A 17,091-nucleotide genomic window follows, 5' to 3' on the forward strand; every position below is an offset into this window, starting at 1 on the left:
GAAAAGAAAGTTGTCACCCCTGAATGCTTCTATCAGGGGTCCACGGCTTTAAAAACGAAAAGAAGAAGCAAAAACGTGGATGCCTGACAAAAGATTTCAGGAATGACAGATGGTGTGGATGCCTCGCTAAATTTCAGGTATGACGAAAAGACCAGCCCTCGGAGTGAGAGGGTAGGGCGAGGGTGGTTTTTGCCATTTTATAAAGCAAATTACATGGGGTTGAAAACTCGGGATCGCCACGCACGGCAAGATACGCCGTGCTCGCGATGACGGTTTAAAGAGCTTCCGGGGAGAGGGTTAGGGTGGTGAATCGCGCCGCCGCCCTATAAACCCCGGAAAACACAAAAAGACAAATGAAAAAGATGAAAAATAACCCGGAGGGAAAGCACCTTGCTCGTCACTCCTGAACAGGTCTATCAGAAATCTATTATTAATGATTTCTCATGGGGTGGCGAGAAAGTGACTCTGGCAAAGACATGCCGGGTGAAATTGCCCCCAATAATTCCCCGGTAGGGAAGATGAGTGGAGCGCGAAAAAAAGATATTGCCATGTATTAAAGAGAAATTTTTAAGGAACTATCGCTCTTCTCTTGAGATACGCTTATAGAATGAGAAGCTAAAAAAAAGTGGTTTTGCTTTTTCTTTCTGTTAAAATAAAGTAGCTTAAAAAAAAGAGGAGGCAGGGAAATTTCATGATCCAAACTGTAAACTTAACCAAGGAATTTGATGGCTTTAAGGCTGTCGATAACTTAAATCTCCAGGTAGATAAAGGAGATATATGTGGTTTTTTAGGCCCCAACGGAGCAGGGAAGACCACCACTATCAATATGATTTTAGGGTTGATGCCTCCTACCAGCGGTAAAATTTTCCTCTTAGGAGAAGAATTCAATCCTGGTAAAGTGGAGGTGAAAGAAAGAATTGGAGTGGTGTCTGAGAGTTTGTATTTTTATAAAGAAATGACTGCTCGAGAATATCTTCTCTTTTTTGGAGAACTCTACCAGGTGCCTAAGGCTTCCAGAAGAATTGAAGAGCTGTTGGAAGCTTTAGGATTGATTAACGACCAGAACAAAAAAATAGGAGCTTTTTCCAAAGGGATGCAACAAAAGTTAGCCTTTGCCCGTGCTCTTTTGCATGACCCAGAACTCCTCATTCTGGATGAGCCAGTAGCTAACTTAGACCCCAGCAGCATCAAGCAGATTCGGGACTTAATTGAAGAGGAAAACCACCGGGGGAAAACGGTTTTTATTTCTTCTCACCTTCTTTCTGAAGTAGAAAGGTTATGCAAAAAAGTAGCTATTATCAATAAAGGAAAACTTTTGGCTGAGGATACCATGGATAATATTCGCCGAAGATTGACCGACAGTGTAGAGATGGAGATAGAGTTAGATAAAGAGGCGGAAAGCATTGCTTCCTCTTTAGAAAAGCTGGACTTTTTGAAAGGATTTAGCGTAGAAGGCCACAAATTGGAAGTGAGTTTAAAAACTGACCGGGACTATCGTCCGGAATTGTCTCAATTTCTTTACCAAAATGGATATCTTCCTCTTTCTATGAAAGCTAAAGAAATGAGTCTGGAAGAAGCCTTTATCACCATTACTCAGCAAAATATTTCTCTACTGGCCCGAGGGGAGGAAGCGGCATGAAGAAAAAAGTTGGTCTCTCTATTTTTCTGGCTATTGTAGGAGTTGTTGTGGTTTTATTTGTGGTTTCCTATTTTACCATCCGGCTGAATTATGGGGTTCTGCAAGGCAAAGTAACTGACCACTATTCGCATGACGTGGTTAGAAGACTACATCTCACCATTGATGGGCGTTCTGATATTTTATTTCAGAGCAAAGATTATCAGTTTACCCATCTTCCCCCTGGAAAGCATACTCTCCGCGCTGAAGCTCCCTACTACTATCCTTTTTCTGAAGAGTTAGAGATAAAAAGAGGAGTTAATGTTTTTGACTTCACCATGAAGGGAAAAGAAATCCCTGATTTAGCTGGCATCATATGTTTTGCCGACCCCGTGGACAGAGGCATTCAAATTGAAATCCGCTTTAAAGATTCTAAAGGGGTGGGAATATCAGACTTTCCTGCTCTGCCACTTCAGCTGGAGGGCAAACTCTACGTTAGAGAGGGAGAAGATGAGGATAACTACAGCCGGGGAAGGTTGATTTTTGAAGGACCAATTGAACTTTTCTGGGATCCCAATGCTTATCTTTCTCGCAATAAAGGACTTATTACCTGGGACAAAATTCAGATTGATCCTGAAGAAGAAAAATACGGCATCATGGAACTGGTGCTCCGCACCCCTCAAGGAGATTTTGAAGATGTTATTGAAGACGTAGAGTTTCAGTCACCCAAAAAGGAGGAATGAGAATGGCAAAAAAAGTAACCAGAACTCTTTTTAAAAGAGATTTTCTCTATACCTTGTATAGCTGGGGATATTATGCAGCCATTTTTGCCTCTTTCCTGGTTTCTTCTTTTATTTTAAAAAACTTTATAGATGGTATCCGGGAAGAGGATATTTTAGTTTCGGCTTATCCCCTGCATCAGCCTCTTTATATCACCTTAATTATTATCTCCATCTATTTGGTGATAGTATCGGCTATTTCCATCTCTCGAGAAAGGGAGCAAGGGACTTTAGAAGTCCTTTTCTATGGACCGGTGACAGCGGGAAACTTTCTCTGGAGTAAATATTTCAAGGATTTACTTTTAGGAATCATAGCTTTAGGCTTCACTGCTGTTTACTTTTATTTAGTGAGCTGTCTTACCAATTTGGGGTTCACCACAGGTTTGATTAAAGCTCTGTTTATGGGGGTTTTTATCATATCTTGTGTGGTGAGCTTCGGGCTTTTCATCTCTTCTTTAACCGGTCGGATTCGCAGCTCAGTGGTCACTCTTTTAGCTATTCTGGGAGCTTTTTTGGCTGTTCAATTTGCCTATGGCGCTCTTTTAGGCCTGGGAGAAGAGGCAACCATATCTCTCCCCCTTCTCTATCTCCGCCAGACTCTCTCTTATATTTTTCAGGGCATAAACTGGATATCACCTTTTGCTTTCTTAAGTCGGGGACTGGATGCCGTGGTTTTAGAGAGCTGGTCATTGTATTTGGCTAACATAGTCTATTGTCTGATTTATTCCCTCATTTTTATGGCTCTTTCTATATTTACTATGAATCGAAGGGGGGTTAAAGCCTGATGAATAAAAAGATAGCTTTCTTTGTTTTAGCGGGTATTTTAGTTCTGGGAGGAGGCATTTCCTGGGCTCAGGCGCCCCTTTTTCGGGAACAACTGGTTTATTCTTTGACTTCTTTTGATGGCTCTGGCTTCAGTAAAAGCTTCTGTCCTCAGAGCGAGGAAACTTTGTACTTTATTGCCAATTTTAATAGTGTGGTGAACCCCCGGAAAACCATTGTTTACTACTGGCCTATAACTCGCCGGTATATGGCCGGGTTCAGCACCTTAAATGAAGAAGTCCCGGGGAAATTGGAAATCTGGCAGGGTGGAAAATTGATAAACACTCTGGAGAAGCAGAAGTATGTTCTCTATTACCCCGAAGGGTATTGGTCAGAAAAAGCCACGATTTATCTGGGCGAAGATGCTCAAGAGTATTACGACGAATATAAGGCGGCAGTAGATGAATTCAACAAAAAACTTCAAGAGTATTATCAGGCTATGAATTATTATCAGCAACAGCTGAATAATTTCTTTGAAGAAGTGCGCCGCCGACGGGAAGCTGGTGAGACCGGACCTCTTGATATTTCTATTCCCCAGCAACCAGAGCCTCCTGAGTTCGTAAAATTCTATGTTACTGAGCCAGCAGAGGGTTTTATCCTTAACCTTCCTGTGGGTAACTATGAAATCAGGGTAAGGATGGAAGATGGAACTATTTTTGAAGGAAGTGAGAAGAATTTAGTAGTCTTTACTGCTCGCCGGCGAGAGGGAGTGGGATATGAAATAATCCCGGGAAACCGCTGGACCAAGAGAGAAAACTGTGACGACCCTTCCTGGATTATCCATGCTGTAGGTAAAAACGAACTCTACTTCAATCCCTTTTATCAGGAAGAATACAATGAGCTGTATTATAATAAGCTTAAAGACCCTCAAAATATTGGTCGGCTGGAAAAGTGGAAATGGGTGCATGTTGACCCGGTAGACGATGCTCAAGTTCTTCTGGGAAGAGGAGAAGAGATCTTGCAAACAGTAGATAAAGCTCCTTATTTTGTGAAGCAGGTTCCCGGACCAGAGCTGGGGTATGAAATAATCCCCTATGATGAAGAACTGAAAATGAGTGGTTATCAACCCACTTTTGAAAGCTATAAAGTAACTCTGGGGGAAGACCTTGTTGGGGCTGATTATCAGATATCTACCATCTCCAGAGAAACTGGAGAGCATATCCCTAAAAGCGAGCGGACTATTCGTTTCTTGAAAAAGGAAAATGGAGCTTACCTTTACGCTGTGGCTTTCTTGCCTTTAGTAGCAGGAGCGATTATAATAATCAGTCGTTCTTACCGGGTGGAGAAGTAGAGAGACAGTTGATTTTATAGCTGAATAGAAATATAATTATGGTGAGGTAAGGTGCGCCTGTGGCTCAACTGGATAGAGCAACAGACTACGGATCTGTAGGTTGGGGGTTCGAATCCCTCCAGGCGCGCCAGTGTTTTTTTGTGAATCATTTCATCTTCAGCTCACTTTGTAGTCAACTGCAAAATTCATGGCGGTGTTTCCTTACTTCACGCTCTGTTTCTCTTTTCTGCCGTATTGTGCAATTTCTCCGGGCATTCTAGCATCAAGAGGAATGCTTTTCCCCCAGTGGTTCTTGCTCTTTTAAGGTTTTTTAATTAGAAAAAAGCGAGGTTGCCTCATAATTTCCTCTTCGTAAAGACAAAAAAAGGAGAGGTTGTAGGGAGAATATTCCCCTCATTTATAATTCTATGGAAATTTTCTCGGGTATCTTTGCGAGCGAGACACTTACAGTGTGAGCTTTAAAAGCAAATAAACGAGAAAATAATTATACCGGGAAAAGGTGTTTCAGCGTCGTGGCAGTCTCGTTTTTTCTACTCCGTAAGGGATCAAAAAATAGAAACCGCCACGGAATACGAAAATAATGTCTCACGGAGACGTCGGGAAAAGAGAATAATTATAGCAGGTTCTGCAGGATAAAAATCAGGGCACAAGCTCAATAGTCTTTATAACCTCCAGAATATGCTCCATCACTGGGTCTTTGCCTTCTAAAACATCCTCAAGGGTGGTGGTAACTTCGATATCTGGTAAAACTCCTCTTCCGTCATCTATTCCACTGGGTCTGTAGAACTTCTTGTGTGAAACCCCTGCTGGAAGGTCGGTATTGGGTAGCCAGAAGGGATAAATATCGCCAAAATGAGTAGGCAGCCCTCCTGTTTCTTCTCCAATAAGTGTGCCGATGCCGTAGTCTTTAACTGTGGCTGCAAAATTGACGGCACTGGAAAAGGTGTGGGAGCCTATTAATACATATAGCTTGCCATGAAATCGAAGGGGATTTTCAGAGGGTTCTATGAGCTCTGGAGAAGAAGAAAATACTTCGCCTTCAGGCAGGGAAGAAATTTCCTGATACACTGATTGATACCATTCCCGGGATGCTTGATACATCGATTCATAGGATTCTGGATAAATCTTTTTTAATGCTGGAAGGGGGTCTTTGTAATATTCCTTTATTTGCTTACTTACTTTAAGTTCAATTTTTGAAAATTGCCTCCAGGGTTTATCTGTCAGGTAATCGAGGAGAGCATCACCCAGAGTAGAGTTTCCTCCACTGTTGTTGCGAATATCTATAATAAGGTGCTCAATTTCTTCCTCCTTTATTTTTCTGAATGTTTCTTCTAAGAATAAATTAAACTTTTCCGGATCTTGAAAGGCTCTAAAATCAATTACTCCTGTTTTTAACTCAGGCATTGAAGCATAACTGTAATAGGGATATTGAATTTTTTTACTGTCTTCCTCTTTTTCTTCTTTAGCAAATTCTTTTTGAAGCTCCTGAGCTTTTCTGGTGAGCTCGTTCCAGGTCATCCCTTTTATAGGTTTCTGGAGAGCTTTGCCAGAGGGAGATAAATACGTTATGTTAAACTCTTCCCAACTATATGCAAACCATAACAGGGCCCGAAAGTTTGTGTTAACCGATTCTATCCGGTACGATAATTTCTCTCCGCTCACGTATTTAGTGAGTTCCTCAATGAGCTGTGAAATTGAGAATCCATTAATTTTGAGTATTTCTGCACCTGGTGGAATCTCTCCGGTATAGTCAACTACGACGAATAGTCTTTCGCCAATGATTCTGACATCAAGCGGGAAAAGGCGTCCCCCTCCATTTATATATTCATTCAATTCCTCAACCGGATAGGTAATGTAGGTATGACCATCTCCAATTCTGGTTACCAGCGGTGCAACCTTTCTGTAAAATTCAAGCCTGGTCAGTGGTTCACTCAAGTCTTCCTCGATATCTTGCTTCATCTTATAAATTTCCTCTTGAGGAGTGTATCTGTATAAATCGGGGTGGACATCTTCCAGTGTCTGGATGAGAAAATCAAGGTCGTATTTTAATTCCTCTGGTGATTGCTTTCCTGAAACCTCCTCTGTGTAACCAGCTAAAATTGCCGCTACCAGCAACACAACGATTATTGCGACTCTTTTCATTTTCTTTCCACCTTTATCAATTTTTGTTCCTTTCCATTGGTTTTCTTATTGTCTCTAACTATAATTCGCTATTATAGTATCCCATAAAATCAGTCATGGCAATGACTATGAGGGTCGCCCTTTATAATCCCCGAGAGACTAAAATAAAAGACTAAAACTAAAAACTTGAATAAAAAGATAAAACTACTGAGGGGAAAAGCGTTCCTCAGTGGATTCCCGTCTAAAGATTTCGGGAATAACGAGAAGGGACTATAGGAAGGAGAGCCCCTTATATAATCCCTGAAAAAAGCGAACACCGCTGGAGAGGAAAACGTCTCTTCGGTATAAAAGGACCCACTCTTATAACCTCTGACTTTGACACTTCATTTAGTTGAAACCCGCGTCAAATCTATATTCTTTAAATTAGAATATGCTATTTTGCCACTACACTCAGTACTTTCAGCAGTTTATGGGGATGATTCTCCCCACTTTGGTTTTTAAATAAGGTAATTCTTAGCATTGCAAACAGACGGAATGTTATATAATTCTTAAGGAGTAAAAATATGCCAGAAATGAAAGGATTTTTCGTGGATTGGATAGAAAAACCAGCTGAAAGAAAAGAAAAAAGAGATAAAACTATCGTTTTGTTATTGGTTACCTTCTATCTTATCGTCTCTTTTTATCATTTAGGTTCTCTTAAAGCTCCTCAAACCTATTGGCAACCTTCTTCTCCGGGAGAGGGAGCCTGTCTCGATTTAGGAAAGGAAGAAACTATCAAGCGTATATCGTTTTTCGGGGGGCTTATCGGGGAGGGAGAATATCGGCTTGAATATTCCGCTGATGCCGAAACCTGGCAAGAAGGACCTCTTCTTAAGCCCCAGAACGTTTTTGAGTGGAAAGAAGCGGACGTTGACTTGCGAGGAAGATATATTAGAATTATAGCTCAAAAAAGTGGAGGGATGCTCAACGAAATTGGTTTTTGGGGAGAAAAACAGACCCTGCTTCCTGTAAATGCTATTTTACCTCTACACCAGGGATACCTACTTCCCCAGGGTTTTCCTGAAGCTTTTGATGAGCAAGATACCGTTCCTTACCAATCCTCTTATCTAAATAGCACTTACTTTGATGAGATTTACTTTGCCCGTACTGCTTATGAATACCTCCATCAGGTAGAACCTTATGAGTGGACTCATCCTCCCCTGGGCAAGATGTTAATCTCTTTGGGGATAACTATTTTTGGTATGAACCCCTTCGGGTGGAGGTTTATGGGAGTGGTGTTTGGAGCTTTGATTATTCCTTTGATGTACTTTTTGGGAAAAAAGTTATTTGGTGAAAGCGAATATGGGTTGGTGGCTGCTTTTCTTATGACTTTTGAGTTTATGCATTTTGTCCAGGCTCGTATAGCTACTATAGACACCTATGTGGTATTTTTTATCATCCTTATGTACTATTTTATGCTTGTCTATCTCTCCATTCCTTACTCTCCTTCGGAAACCAGAAGATTTTTGTTACCTCTTTTTCTCTCTGGTCTTTCCTTCGGGTTAGGAGCGTCAGTAAAATGGACGGGTATCTATGCCGGGGGAGGGCTGGCGGTGCTCTTTTTTCTCGATCTGGTAAAAAAGAGAAAAGAAAATCCTTCGAGCTTTGCTACTTTTTGTAAAAAAATGTTTCCCTGGTGTGTTTTATTTTTTATCATCGTTCCTCTTTTTGTCTATTGTTTATTTTACGTATTCTTTTTACCCGGACCTACGGGGATAAGAGATATCTGGAGGCATCAGCTCCAGATGTTCAACTATCACAGTAAACTTGAAGCCACTCATCCCTTTTCTTCTCCCTGGTGGCAGTGGCCTCTTATGATTCGACCTATCTGGCTTTACCAGGGGAAGGGTTTGCCCCCTGGACAAATCTCGAGCATCGTTTCTCTGGGTAACCCGGCTATCTGGTGGGGAGGTACTCTTGTTCTTCTCTTTTCTCTCATCCTTCCCCTCTTTCTAAAAGAAAAAGCTCTTCCTTTCATTTTAATCGGATTTCTTGCTCAATATCTTCCCTGGGTTTTGGTCCCTCGATTGACTTTTATTTATCATTTTTATAACAGTGTACCTTTTTATATTCTTTTGATCGTTCTTTTTTATCGGAAAATCCGGAAAAATTATCCCCGCTATAAATCTTTTCTTTTTGGGTATCTCGTCCTTGCTGCCTTTTTATTCTTCCTTTTTTATCCTGTGCTCTCTGGAGAAATAGTGAGCAAAAATTATGTAGCTACTTACTTGCGCTGGCTCCCCAGCTGGACATTTTTCATCAACTAAAATTATAGTCATTCAAACTTCTATACCAAAAACAGAGCGCATCAGATAACCAATGAAAAAACTAAAGCCAGCTACCCCAAAGCTTACTCCTATCATTTCCCAGAAACGCCTCCCAAAAGGAGTTCCTTTAGCCACTGAAATATAGTAATTGAAGAGAGCGATGATGGCGACAGCGATAGCTAAAGTGCAACCCAGGCAAAGATAGTAATTGCTTAGCAGAAGATAGGGTAGAATAAGTAGAATAACGGTCAAAATATAAGCAACCCCAGTATAAAGAGAAGCCTGGAGGGGGTTTTTATCCGTCCCTTCTGCTTTTGTGGATAAATATTCAGAAGCTCCCATAGATAGAGCTGCTGCAATACCGGTAACCGAACCAGTCAGGGCGATTAATTTGGTATCCTGGAGAGCCAGAGTAAAACCAGCCAGAGCACCAGTGAGCTCCACTAAAGCATCGTTGAGCCCCAACACTACCGAACCGATATAGTTAAGCCATTCCTCATCTATGAGCCCTAACAAGGCATTTTCGTGCTTATTTTCTTCCTCGATGATAGTGCTTATTTCGGGAATGGTTTCCAGTAGATGTTCATAGTTTTTTTGTGCTCTTTCTTCCCCATTTTCCATTAGCTTCAACCCGAAAGTGAGCCCAAAAATACGACTTATCCAGTAATATTTCCAGATTTTGAATCGGTCTGGCTCTACATCTTTCCGGGTATACTTTTTAAAAACATGGTAGTGACGGAGCTCTTCATGGGCAATTTTCTCCAGAATCTCCTGGTTTTTCGAGGATTTGGGGTTTTTAGACAGGTTTAGATAGATGTGATATTCGGTAATTTCATTCTTCTGGTGTTCTAATAACTGAGCATGAACTTCAGGAGTGATATCCATTTTTTCTCCCTCCTACTCTCAGGTATTCAAGGTTGCTGCGTCTATTTTAACCTTGATGAGGTATAAAAACAATGAGAAGGATTAAAGAGAGGGGAAGCCAGTAATAAAAGATTGCTTAAGGAGAGCTGTGGAGAAGTCTTTCTCTCCATAACCTTGCGCCGTTGGGTTGCCATAATTAACCTCGCTTTTTCACCTGTGTGGTGGCTCTGTCTCTAAAAAAAAGACGGCCTTGCTCTTTGTAGAGAGGGGGAAAGGGCGTCAGGTTATAGGGGAAGCGTCTTACTGTGGTTCTGTGGTTATAAGGCCGAATAAAAAAGCCATCGGTTCTAACAAACCTTAGCCTTTTCTTTCTCACCTTTTTGGGGTGAGAAACTTCAGGATGGACTTCCACTCAAAAGCTTTGAGCTTCTTATCTTTCAAACAGAAGCTCTTTTTTCCATCCTCCGGCTTAACTCCTCAGAACCGATGGCAAACATAATATATCATCTCTTTTTGAATTTGTCAATAGGTAGTTAAAAAAATTTTGGAAAATTTTAAAACAATATGCTCATTCTCTCTTCTTTTTCTACCTAATTGTTGTGATGGCTGTGTATACGCAATTCAAAGTAAGATCATCACGGAAACGTAAATGCGACCCTTACTATGATAAAAAGAGGCAGAGTGTTGCAAGCTGCTACGCTTTGCCGTAGGTTGTTCTTGACAAAAATGGTAAACTAACTTGATGTAAAGGAAAAGGTATTCTTGATGAGTTAAGAGAGAAGAGGATAGATAAATACTAAAATGCCATTCATAAAAGTTCCCCTTCTGAATCGAGTTTGGGAAGTAAAAAGAGGAGAGAATCTGTTGGAAGCCCTGCGGCGGGAAGGAATAGAGGTAGATTCCTACTGTGGAGGCATGGGGTCTTGCGGAAAATGTGTGGTAAAAGTTAAAGGAGAGGAGGTATCTTCTCCTAATTCCTTAGAGGAAAAACATCTCAAAGAAAAAATCAAAGAGGGATTTCGTCTGGCCTGTCAGGTGGAAGTATATGGGGAAGTAGAGGTAGATGTTTCTCCTTCTCTTACCTCTTATGGAGAAGTGATGGTAAAAACTCAGGAAGCCCGGCGGGAAGAACTTCCTGTCTGCCAGGCAGAGGTAAATGTGACAAAACCTCCCATAGATGGAGTGTCTTCTCTTCAAGAAATCCTGTCTTCTCAGCTGCAAGGAAAGGGTAAGAAATGGTCTTTAGCCTCTCTTTATCATCTTTCTCACCTCGGGGAAGAAAGAGAGACAGAATTTGAAGTAATAACTGATGAAGAAAAAATCCGGTATGTTAATAAACTTTCTTCTGATAAATCTTTTTTAGGGATGGCTTTTGACCTGGGTACCACTACTGTGGGGGGAGAGCTGGTAGACCTCACCACTGGCACTTCTCTTCATCGTCTGGGAGCTTTAAATAGACAGACTCAATTTGGAGCAGATGTCATATCCCGCCTCCGGGCTATCCAAGATGACTATCATAACCTTTATCGTTTACAAGAGGTGTTAGCCCAAACCATGAACGATTTAATCCAGGAAGCCTGCGAAAAAGTGAACAAGAACCCGGAAAGGGTTTTTGCTGTTACTGTAGCCGGAAATACCATAATGGAGCACCTCTTTCTGGGGGTTTCTCCTCTTTCTATTGGAGTAGCTCCTTACACTCCAGTTTTTCGAGAAGAACAGGTGCTTGACGCCCGGGAACTTAAAATAGTGGCCAATCCGGAAGCTCAGGTTTATTTATTCCCCTCTCTGGCTGGTTATGTGGGAGGGGATATTCTATCCGGGGTAGTAGCCTTTGATTTGATAGAAAGAAAAGGTTTAACTCTTTATGTAGATATAGGGACTAATGGAGAAATTGTTTTGATAGATGGAGAAAATATTTTTTGTTGTGGAACGGCAGCCGGTCCTGCTTTTGAAGGAGCACAGATCAAACACGGGACTCGAGCTACCCTGGGAGCAATATCGGCGGTAGAGATAAAAGATGGAGATATAAAGATTTACACCATTGGAGATTTAGCTCCTCGGGGAATATGCGGCACTGGCCTGATCGATGCTTTAGCTTGTTTCTTGAGGGAAGGGCTGTTGAGTCCTACCGGAAGGTTCAAAGAGAATGATAAATGGAGCAATCGACTGATAAAAGAAGGAGGTAGCCAGGCATTTCTTTTGAGCTATGACCCCCCTATTTTTATTACTCAGGAAGATATTTCTCAGCTACAACTGGCAAAAGCAGCCATTCAGGCCGGCAGGGAAATTCTCTTGAAAGAGGCAGGAAGAAAAGAGGAAGAGATAGAAGAAGTAATACTTGCGGGAGCTTTTGGTAGCTTTATTAACCCGGAAAGCGCTAAGACAATTGGTCTTATTCCTCAGGGAGCGAAGACTACTTCAGTAGGCAATGCTTCTCTCTATGGAGCCAAAAAAGCTCTTCTCTCTCGGGATTTTCGCCGAAAGGTTAAAGTGCTATTCCAGAAAGCCCGTTATATTGAACTTTCAGCAAGAAGTGATTTTTCTGATTATTTTTATCAATCTTTGATTTTTAATTAGACTGGAAAAGGAGATAGGGAAGATGGCAGTAGTTAAACCGTTTCGAGGTTATTTTTATTCTTCAGAATTTATTAAAAATCATCCCATTGATCGTCTGGCAGCTCCTCCTTATGATGTAATATCGGAGAAGGAAAAAGCCCGGTTAGCTGAAGAGCCTTATAATTTTGTCCACCTCACTCTGGGAAAGGTAGAGAATGGCTACCAAAAAGCAAAAGAGCTGCTTCAATCCTGGATAAGGGAAGGAGTAATAGAACAGGATGAGACTCCCTCTTTCTATATAGACGAACAGGAATTTCAGCTCAATTCCTCGGGGCGAAAAAAAAGGACGGGTTTCGTAGCTCTGGTGCGTTTAGAAAGCTGGGAAAAGAAGATAATCATGCCTCACGAGCGGACTATGCCTAAATATTCTATGGATCGATTAGAACTTTTGCGAGCTACTCGAGCCAATTTGGAGCAGATATTCGGGATTTTTAATGATTCTTCAGGAGGAATCGATGAACTTTTAGAAGAAAATAAAAAAGAAGAAAACTTTATGTTTCAGTTTACTGATTACCAGGGGGTTACGCACCGATTGTGGAGGATAAAGGAAAAAGAAGTAATAGATAAAATAAAAAGAATACTGAGTCCTCGCACCATTATCATTGCTGATGGTCATCATCGCTATGAGACCAGCCTTATGTATCGAGAAGAGCGAAGGAAAGAGCTGCAAGACCCCTGGGAAGAGATACCAGAAGATTATGTGATGATGACTTTAGTCAACATGAAAAACCCCGGACTTTTAATCCTTCCCACTCATCGATTAGTGCACGATTTACCCGAGGAAAGAGTGAGAGGGTTTTTTGATCGGTGCCAGAGTCATTTTATAGTTAATAATTTCTCTAACGAGCGGGAAATGGAAGAGTTTTTGCGTACTGCTCCTCCTCACACCATTGGGGTTTATGATAAGGTGGAAGATAAGTGGGGAGCTATAACTCTAAAGGACTTAAAAGTGATGGACGAAAAGCTGGGAAAAGATAATGTGAATCGCTATTTAGATACGACTATTTTACATGAAGTGGTGTTTAAAGAAATTTTAGGAATTAACAAAGAAGGCAAAGGAGAGAGCGAATATGTTGATTATCTCCGGGGGACTAAAGATGTTTTTGCTTTAGCTCGGGAGGAAAATCACTACCAGCTGGTCTTTGTTATGCGCTCCACTCCCTTAGAGAGAGTGGAAGAAGCGGTTGCTTATGCCCAGCGAATGCCCCAGAAATCCACCTACTTTTACCCCAAGGTGTGGAGCGGGCTGGTTTTTCGTTTGCTGGATGAGGAGGAGTAAGCTATGAAACCCCGCTTTCAACTGGCTCTGGATATTGTGACCCGGGAAAAAGCTAAACAGCTTGTCTCTTCCCTTTTAGATTATGTAGACATCATAGAGGTGGGAACCCCTCTAATTCTTCGTTACGGGCTTTCTATAGTTACAGAAATAAAAAGTTTAGTGGGAGAGAAAAAAGTTTTTGCTGATACTAAAATTGTAGATGCTGGAGGCTGGGAGACAGAGGAATCTCTGAGAAGTGGAGCAGATATGGTTTCAGTGCTGGCTGGTGCTTCTTTTTTCACTCTGCAGGAGGCAAAAGAAGTTTGCCAGGAAAGAGGAGCGCAGTTGGTGGTGGATACCATTGATTTTTTCTTCCCCTGTCCTGAAAAAATGAAAGAAATAAGGGAAGTTAATCCCGATTTTCTTTCTCTCCACCTTGCTTCTGATGCTTTTCAGAAAGGGGAAAGCTGGTTAGAGGTGATGGAAAAATCTCCTTTTCTTCGAGAAGGGGGTTACTCCTTCATGGTAGCAGGAGGAATAAGCGCTGTTTCTCTGCCGCAAATAATGAAAGAGGTTTCTCCCGCTGTGGTAGTGGTAGGCTCAGCCATTACTAATTCTCCGCATCCTGAAGAAGAAGCTCGAGAGATAAGGAGGATAATCGATGAATTTGAGTTTTGACCAGGCGACGGAGGTAGTCCTTAAAGAGGCTCATGCTCTTCTTGCTACTTTGGATGCCGATAAAGTCAAAAAATTTATTGCTCATGTGGAAAAGGACTGGCCTGAGAAAAGGCTTTTTTTCTGGGCGCGAGGAAGAAGCTTTTTGGTGTTGCGGGGCTTTGCTATGCGTCTCATGCACATGGGCTATGAAGTGCACATTGTAGGAGAAGTGGATTGCCCGGCCATAGGAGAAGGAGATGTTTTAATAGTGGCTTCGGGTTCTGGTGGGACATCATCGGTTTTGCTCATGGTAGAAAAAGCCCACCAGTATGGAGCAGAGGTGGTGGCTATAGTGGGAAGCCCTGGTTCTCCTCTTCAAGAAAAAGCTGATGAGGTAGTGGAGTTTAACCCGGAGAAAGCGGGAGATAGCGTTCAGCTTTATTCTAATGGAGGTGGGACCCGGTTTGAACATTCTTTGATGCTCTTTTTTGATAGCATCGTCTTAAGTTTAGTTTCCCCCCGGCGGGAAGAAGCTTATCGAGAGATGATGAAGCGCCATGCTAATCTGGAGTAGCGCTATTTCAGTTTTTGATGACTGATTAGAATATGCTCATGAATACGGGTGATCATGAAGTGCCCCTCCAAAAACTCGCTTAGAGCCGAAAGAGTCTTTTCATCATGAGGATCAGCTCTTGCCCATTTTCTGAACTTAACCTCCAGAAAATGCGATTCTTGCATATTAGTTGCCAGAGTGAAGATTGAATTCAATTTTCACTCATTTTAAATTTTTTACCCGATTTCTTTGTAGAAAAACAATCCATGTATTTTATGCAGAAGGCTATAATATAATGAAAGATGATAATAGTTAAGCAAATGATAGTAAGTTCAAGAAGTTAAGTATTTTTTTTATCGTCTTTGTTGGTATTTGATGGGGGGGAAAGATTTAGATGGGAAGAGGGGGTTAAAACTATAGAGCTGGAGGAGGAGCAAATGTCTGAAAAAAATTATCTGGTGTTTGATTTTGGTGCCAGTAACGGAAGAGCAATTGTTGCTAGCTTCGATGGGGAGAAAGCAACCACCGATGTAGTTCATCGGTTTGAACATGGCCCGGTATATGTTACCGGGACTCTTTACTGGGATATTCTTTATCTGTTTTCTGAGCTTATGAATGGTCTTCAGGCTTCCCTGTCACAGTATCCAGATATTCGATCTCTGGCCATTGATACGTGGGGTTGCGATTTTGGTTTTATTGATGAAAATGGGAAATTGGTTGCTAACCCGGTGACCTATCGAGATAAAAACCGAATAAGTCGGTCCTCGCTATTATACGAAGTCATTCCTCAGCGAGAATTGTTTGAATTATCAGCGGGTGCAACCAGCGAAATCATGGGAATTTTCCAGCTTTTTTCTTTCCAGTATGACAACTCTCTGGAAATAAGAAGTGGTCGGAGAATGCTTATGATACCTGATCTCTTAAATTATTTTTTAACCGGGAGAATTTATAACGAGTACACCAATGCTACCATGACCCTTTTATGTGACCAATATAACCGCACCTGGGAGAGGAGAATTCTCGAACGTATGGGAATATCTCCCTCCATTCTCAATGAGCTGATTATGCCTGGTGATAAGATTGGAGTGATACAGGAGGATATCAGGGAACAATTTGGAGTTGGCCCGCTTTCCGTTGTTGCTCCTGCAACTCATGATACTGCTTCAGCTGTGGCTGGTATTCCAGTAACTGATTCTCGAAAACATTGGGCGTTCATCAGTTTGGGAACCTGGGCTATTATGGGTTTGGAAACTCTCAAGCCTGTTGTAACTGATGCAGTTTTTGCATCGGGCTATGGAAACAACGCTATCCCGGAAGGTAGGAATATGTTGGTAAAATATATTGCTGCTTTGTGGATCATCCAGCAGTGTCGAAGTCGGTGGAGAAATGAATACCAGAGGAACTTAAGCTGGGACGAAATCGTCACTGCTTCAGAAAATGCTGGACCGTCTAAAGCCTACATTGATGTGGATGACCCCCTGTTTGGTCAACCTCAGGTGGATATGCCCGGGATTATTCAGGAATACTGTCAACAAAAAGGACAAGAAATCCCAAACTCTATGGGTGAAGTTGCCCGATGTTTTTATGAAAGTCTGGTTTTGAAATTTCGCTATAACCTGGAGTTACTGGAGAAGATAAGCAATAAGAGCCTCGAGTTGCTTCATATCGTGGGTGGAGGATCGCAGAATAAAACTCTCTGTCAGTGGATTGCTGATGCCACAGGAATTTCAGTGGTTGCCGGACCGGCGGAAACCACATCAATGGGAAATTTGATAATGCAGCTAAAAGCCGATGGCGAGATCAGAAACTTAGAAGAGGGCAGGGAGATTGTGCTTCGCTCATCATCCATTGAGCAATATGAGCCAGGTGATAAGGGTTACTGGGATGACGTCTACGAAAAGTATCTCCGCCTCTTTTCTTTTAGCTCATAAAGGGCTCATCTGTTTGATGGGCTGATTCATTGTCGAGGGCATTATCTATAAAAACCATGTTTAACCCATGTAACTTTCTTTCTCTCGAACGGAATTATTCCAAATCTTTTTCATCTATTGTGCTTTTTAATCTTACGCCATAGGCTGTCTGTTTTTGCGACCCTCGCGATGACAAAAAAAGAAGAGGTCATAAGGAGTCTGGACCCCGGCTTAAAAATTGCCGGGGTGACGGATGAGGAGAATTATTGCAGCGACAGAAAAAAGCAGCAATCCCCCAA

At 41.8% G+C, this 17,091-nt stretch carries 12 protein-coding genes and 1 tRNA gene; 11 read left to right on the forward strand and 2 right to left on the reverse strand.

Annotated elements, in window-relative coordinates; all coding sequences use genetic code 11:
* The first annotated feature begins 691 nt into the window (after nucleotides 1-691).
* The 5 genes from GXZ17_RS07120 (at nucleotide 692) to GXZ17_RS07140 (ending at nucleotide 4,637) form a co-directional block, all read left to right on the forward strand.
* The gene (locus tag GXZ17_RS07120) at nucleotides 692-1,639 is read left to right on the forward strand and encodes an ABC transporter ATP-binding protein (RefSeq protein WP_409376601.1); all 948 of its coding nucleotides are present in this window, start codon (nucleotides 692-694) and stop codon (nucleotides 1,637-1,639) included.
* Nucleotides 1,636-2,358, forward strand: a complete 723-nt coding sequence (locus GXZ17_RS07125; RefSeq protein ID WP_409376602.1) for a hypothetical protein — start codon at nucleotides 1,636-1,638, stop codon at nucleotides 2,356-2,358. Before GXZ17_RS07120 ends, GXZ17_RS07125 begins: the two co-directional genes overlap by 4 nt.
* Before the next feature lie 2 nt (nucleotides 2,359-2,360).
* Nucleotides 2,361-3,179, forward strand: coding sequence for an ABC transporter permease (locus GXZ17_RS07130; RefSeq protein ID WP_409376603.1), 819 nt, complete (start codon nucleotides 2,361-2,363; stop codon nucleotides 3,177-3,179).
* Complete coding sequence (locus GXZ17_RS07135) at nucleotides 3,179-4,507, forward strand: hypothetical protein (protein ID WP_409376604.1); 1,329 nt, start codon at nucleotides 3,179-3,181, stop codon at nucleotides 4,505-4,507. The genes GXZ17_RS07130 and GXZ17_RS07135 overlap by 1 nt, the downstream gene beginning before the upstream one ends.
* 53 nt (nucleotides 4,508-4,560) lie before the next feature.
* Nucleotides 4,561-4,637: transfer RNA gene (locus tag GXZ17_RS07140), tRNA-Arg, on the forward strand.
* 509 nt (nucleotides 4,638-5,146) lie between these two features.
* Here GXZ17_RS07140 and GXZ17_RS07145 read toward each other — a convergent pair.
* Nucleotides 5,147-6,649 carry a S41 family peptidase gene (locus tag GXZ17_RS07145; protein ID WP_409376605.1) on the reverse strand — a complete coding sequence of 501 codons (1,503 nt, stop codon included), beginning with the start codon at nucleotides 6,647-6,649 and terminating at the stop codon, nucleotides 5,147-5,149.
* A 542-nt stretch (nucleotides 6,650-7,191) separates the two neighbouring features.
* Between GXZ17_RS07145 and GXZ17_RS07150 the strand changes: the two genes are divergently transcribed.
* Nucleotides 7,192-8,934 (forward strand): phospholipid carrier-dependent glycosyltransferase, encoded by a 1,743-nt coding sequence (locus GXZ17_RS07150; protein WP_409376606.1) that lies wholly within the window; start codon nucleotides 7,192-7,194, stop codon nucleotides 8,932-8,934.
* Nucleotides 8,935-8,946: 12 nt separating this feature from the next.
* Here GXZ17_RS07150 and GXZ17_RS07155 read toward each other — a convergent pair whose 3' ends face one another.
* The gene (locus GXZ17_RS07155) at nucleotides 8,947-9,819 is read right to left on the reverse strand and encodes a VIT1/CCC1 transporter family protein (protein ID WP_409376607.1); all 873 of its coding nucleotides are present in this window, start codon (nucleotides 9,817-9,819) and stop codon (nucleotides 8,947-8,949) included.
* A gap of 780 nt (nucleotides 9,820-10,599) precedes the next feature.
* On the opposite strand from GXZ17_RS07155, the gene GXZ17_RS07160 reads away from it, so the two are divergent.
* From GXZ17_RS07160 to GXZ17_RS07180, 5 genes are all read left to right on the forward strand, one after another.
* Nucleotides 10,600-12,375, forward strand: coding sequence for an ASKHA domain-containing protein (locus GXZ17_RS07160; RefSeq protein WP_409376608.1), 1,776 nt, complete (start codon nucleotides 10,600-10,602; stop codon nucleotides 12,373-12,375).
* 22 nt (nucleotides 12,376-12,397) lie between these two features.
* Nucleotides 12,398-13,693, forward strand: coding sequence for a DUF1015 domain-containing protein (locus tag GXZ17_RS07165; protein WP_409376609.1), 1,296 nt, complete (start codon nucleotides 12,398-12,400; stop codon nucleotides 13,691-13,693).
* Nucleotides 13,694-13,696: 3 nt separating this feature from the next.
* Complete coding sequence (locus tag GXZ17_RS07170) at nucleotides 13,697-14,350, forward strand: orotidine 5'-phosphate decarboxylase / HUMPS family protein (protein WP_409376610.1); 654 nt, start codon at nucleotides 13,697-13,699, stop codon at nucleotides 14,348-14,350.
* Entirely contained in the window at nucleotides 14,334-14,903 is a 570-nt protein-coding gene (gene hxlB, locus GXZ17_RS07175; protein WP_409376611.1) for a 6-phospho-3-hexuloisomerase, read from the forward strand. The genes GXZ17_RS07170 and hxlB overlap by 17 nt, the downstream gene beginning before the upstream one ends.
* A 416-nt stretch (nucleotides 14,904-15,319) precedes the next feature.
* Nucleotides 15,320-16,813, forward strand: coding sequence for a rhamnulokinase (locus GXZ17_RS07180; RefSeq protein WP_409376612.1), 1,494 nt, complete (start codon nucleotides 15,320-15,322; stop codon nucleotides 16,811-16,813).
* The last annotated feature ends 278 nt before the right edge of the window (nucleotides 16,814-17,091 follow it).

The organism is Candidatus Sordicultor fermentans (genome assembly GCF_012728195.1).
GTDB lineage: Bacteria > Atribacterota > Atribacteria > Atribacterales > Caldatribacteriaceae > Sordicultor > Sordicultor fermentans.

Bases quoted from the DNA above. Each gene is read 5' to 3' on its own strand.
- GXZ17_RS07120 (WP_409376601.1), top strand. From the start codon at position 692: ATGATCCAAACTGTAAACTTAACCAAGGAATTTGATGGCTTTAAGGCT.
- GXZ17_RS07125 (WP_409376602.1), top strand. From the start codon at position 1,636: ATGAAGAAAAAAGTTGGTCTCTCTATTTTTCTGGCTATTGTAGGAGTT.
- GXZ17_RS07130 (WP_409376603.1), top strand. From the start codon at position 2,361: ATGGCAAAAAAAGTAACCAGAACTCTTTTTAAAAGAGATTTTCTCTAT.
- GXZ17_RS07135 (WP_409376604.1), top strand. From the start codon at position 3,179: ATGAATAAAAAGATAGCTTTCTTTGTTTTAGCGGGTATTTTAGTTCTG.
- GXZ17_RS07145 (WP_409376605.1), bottom strand. From the start codon at position 6,649: ATGAAAAGAGTCGCAATAATCGTTGTGTTGCTGGTAGCGGCAATTTTA.
- GXZ17_RS07150 (WP_409376606.1), top strand. From the start codon at position 7,192: ATGCCAGAAATGAAAGGATTTTTCGTGGATTGGATAGAAAAACCAGCT.
- GXZ17_RS07155 (WP_409376607.1), bottom strand. From the start codon at position 9,819: ATGGATATCACTCCTGAAGTTCATGCTCAGTTATTAGAACACCAGAAG.
- GXZ17_RS07160 (WP_409376608.1), top strand. From the start codon at position 10,600: ATGCCATTCATAAAAGTTCCCCTTCTGAATCGAGTTTGGGAAGTAAAA.
- GXZ17_RS07165 (WP_409376609.1), top strand. From the start codon at position 12,398: ATGGCAGTAGTTAAACCGTTTCGAGGTTATTTTTATTCTTCAGAATTT.
- GXZ17_RS07170 (WP_409376610.1), top strand. From the start codon at position 13,697: ATGAAACCCCGCTTTCAACTGGCTCTGGATATTGTGACCCGGGAAAAA.
- hxlB (WP_409376611.1), top strand. From the start codon at position 14,334: ATGAATTTGAGTTTTGACCAGGCGACGGAGGTAGTCCTTAAAGAGGCT.
- GXZ17_RS07180 (WP_409376612.1), top strand. From the start codon at position 15,320: ATGTCTGAAAAAAATTATCTGGTGTTTGATTTTGGTGCCAGTAACGGA.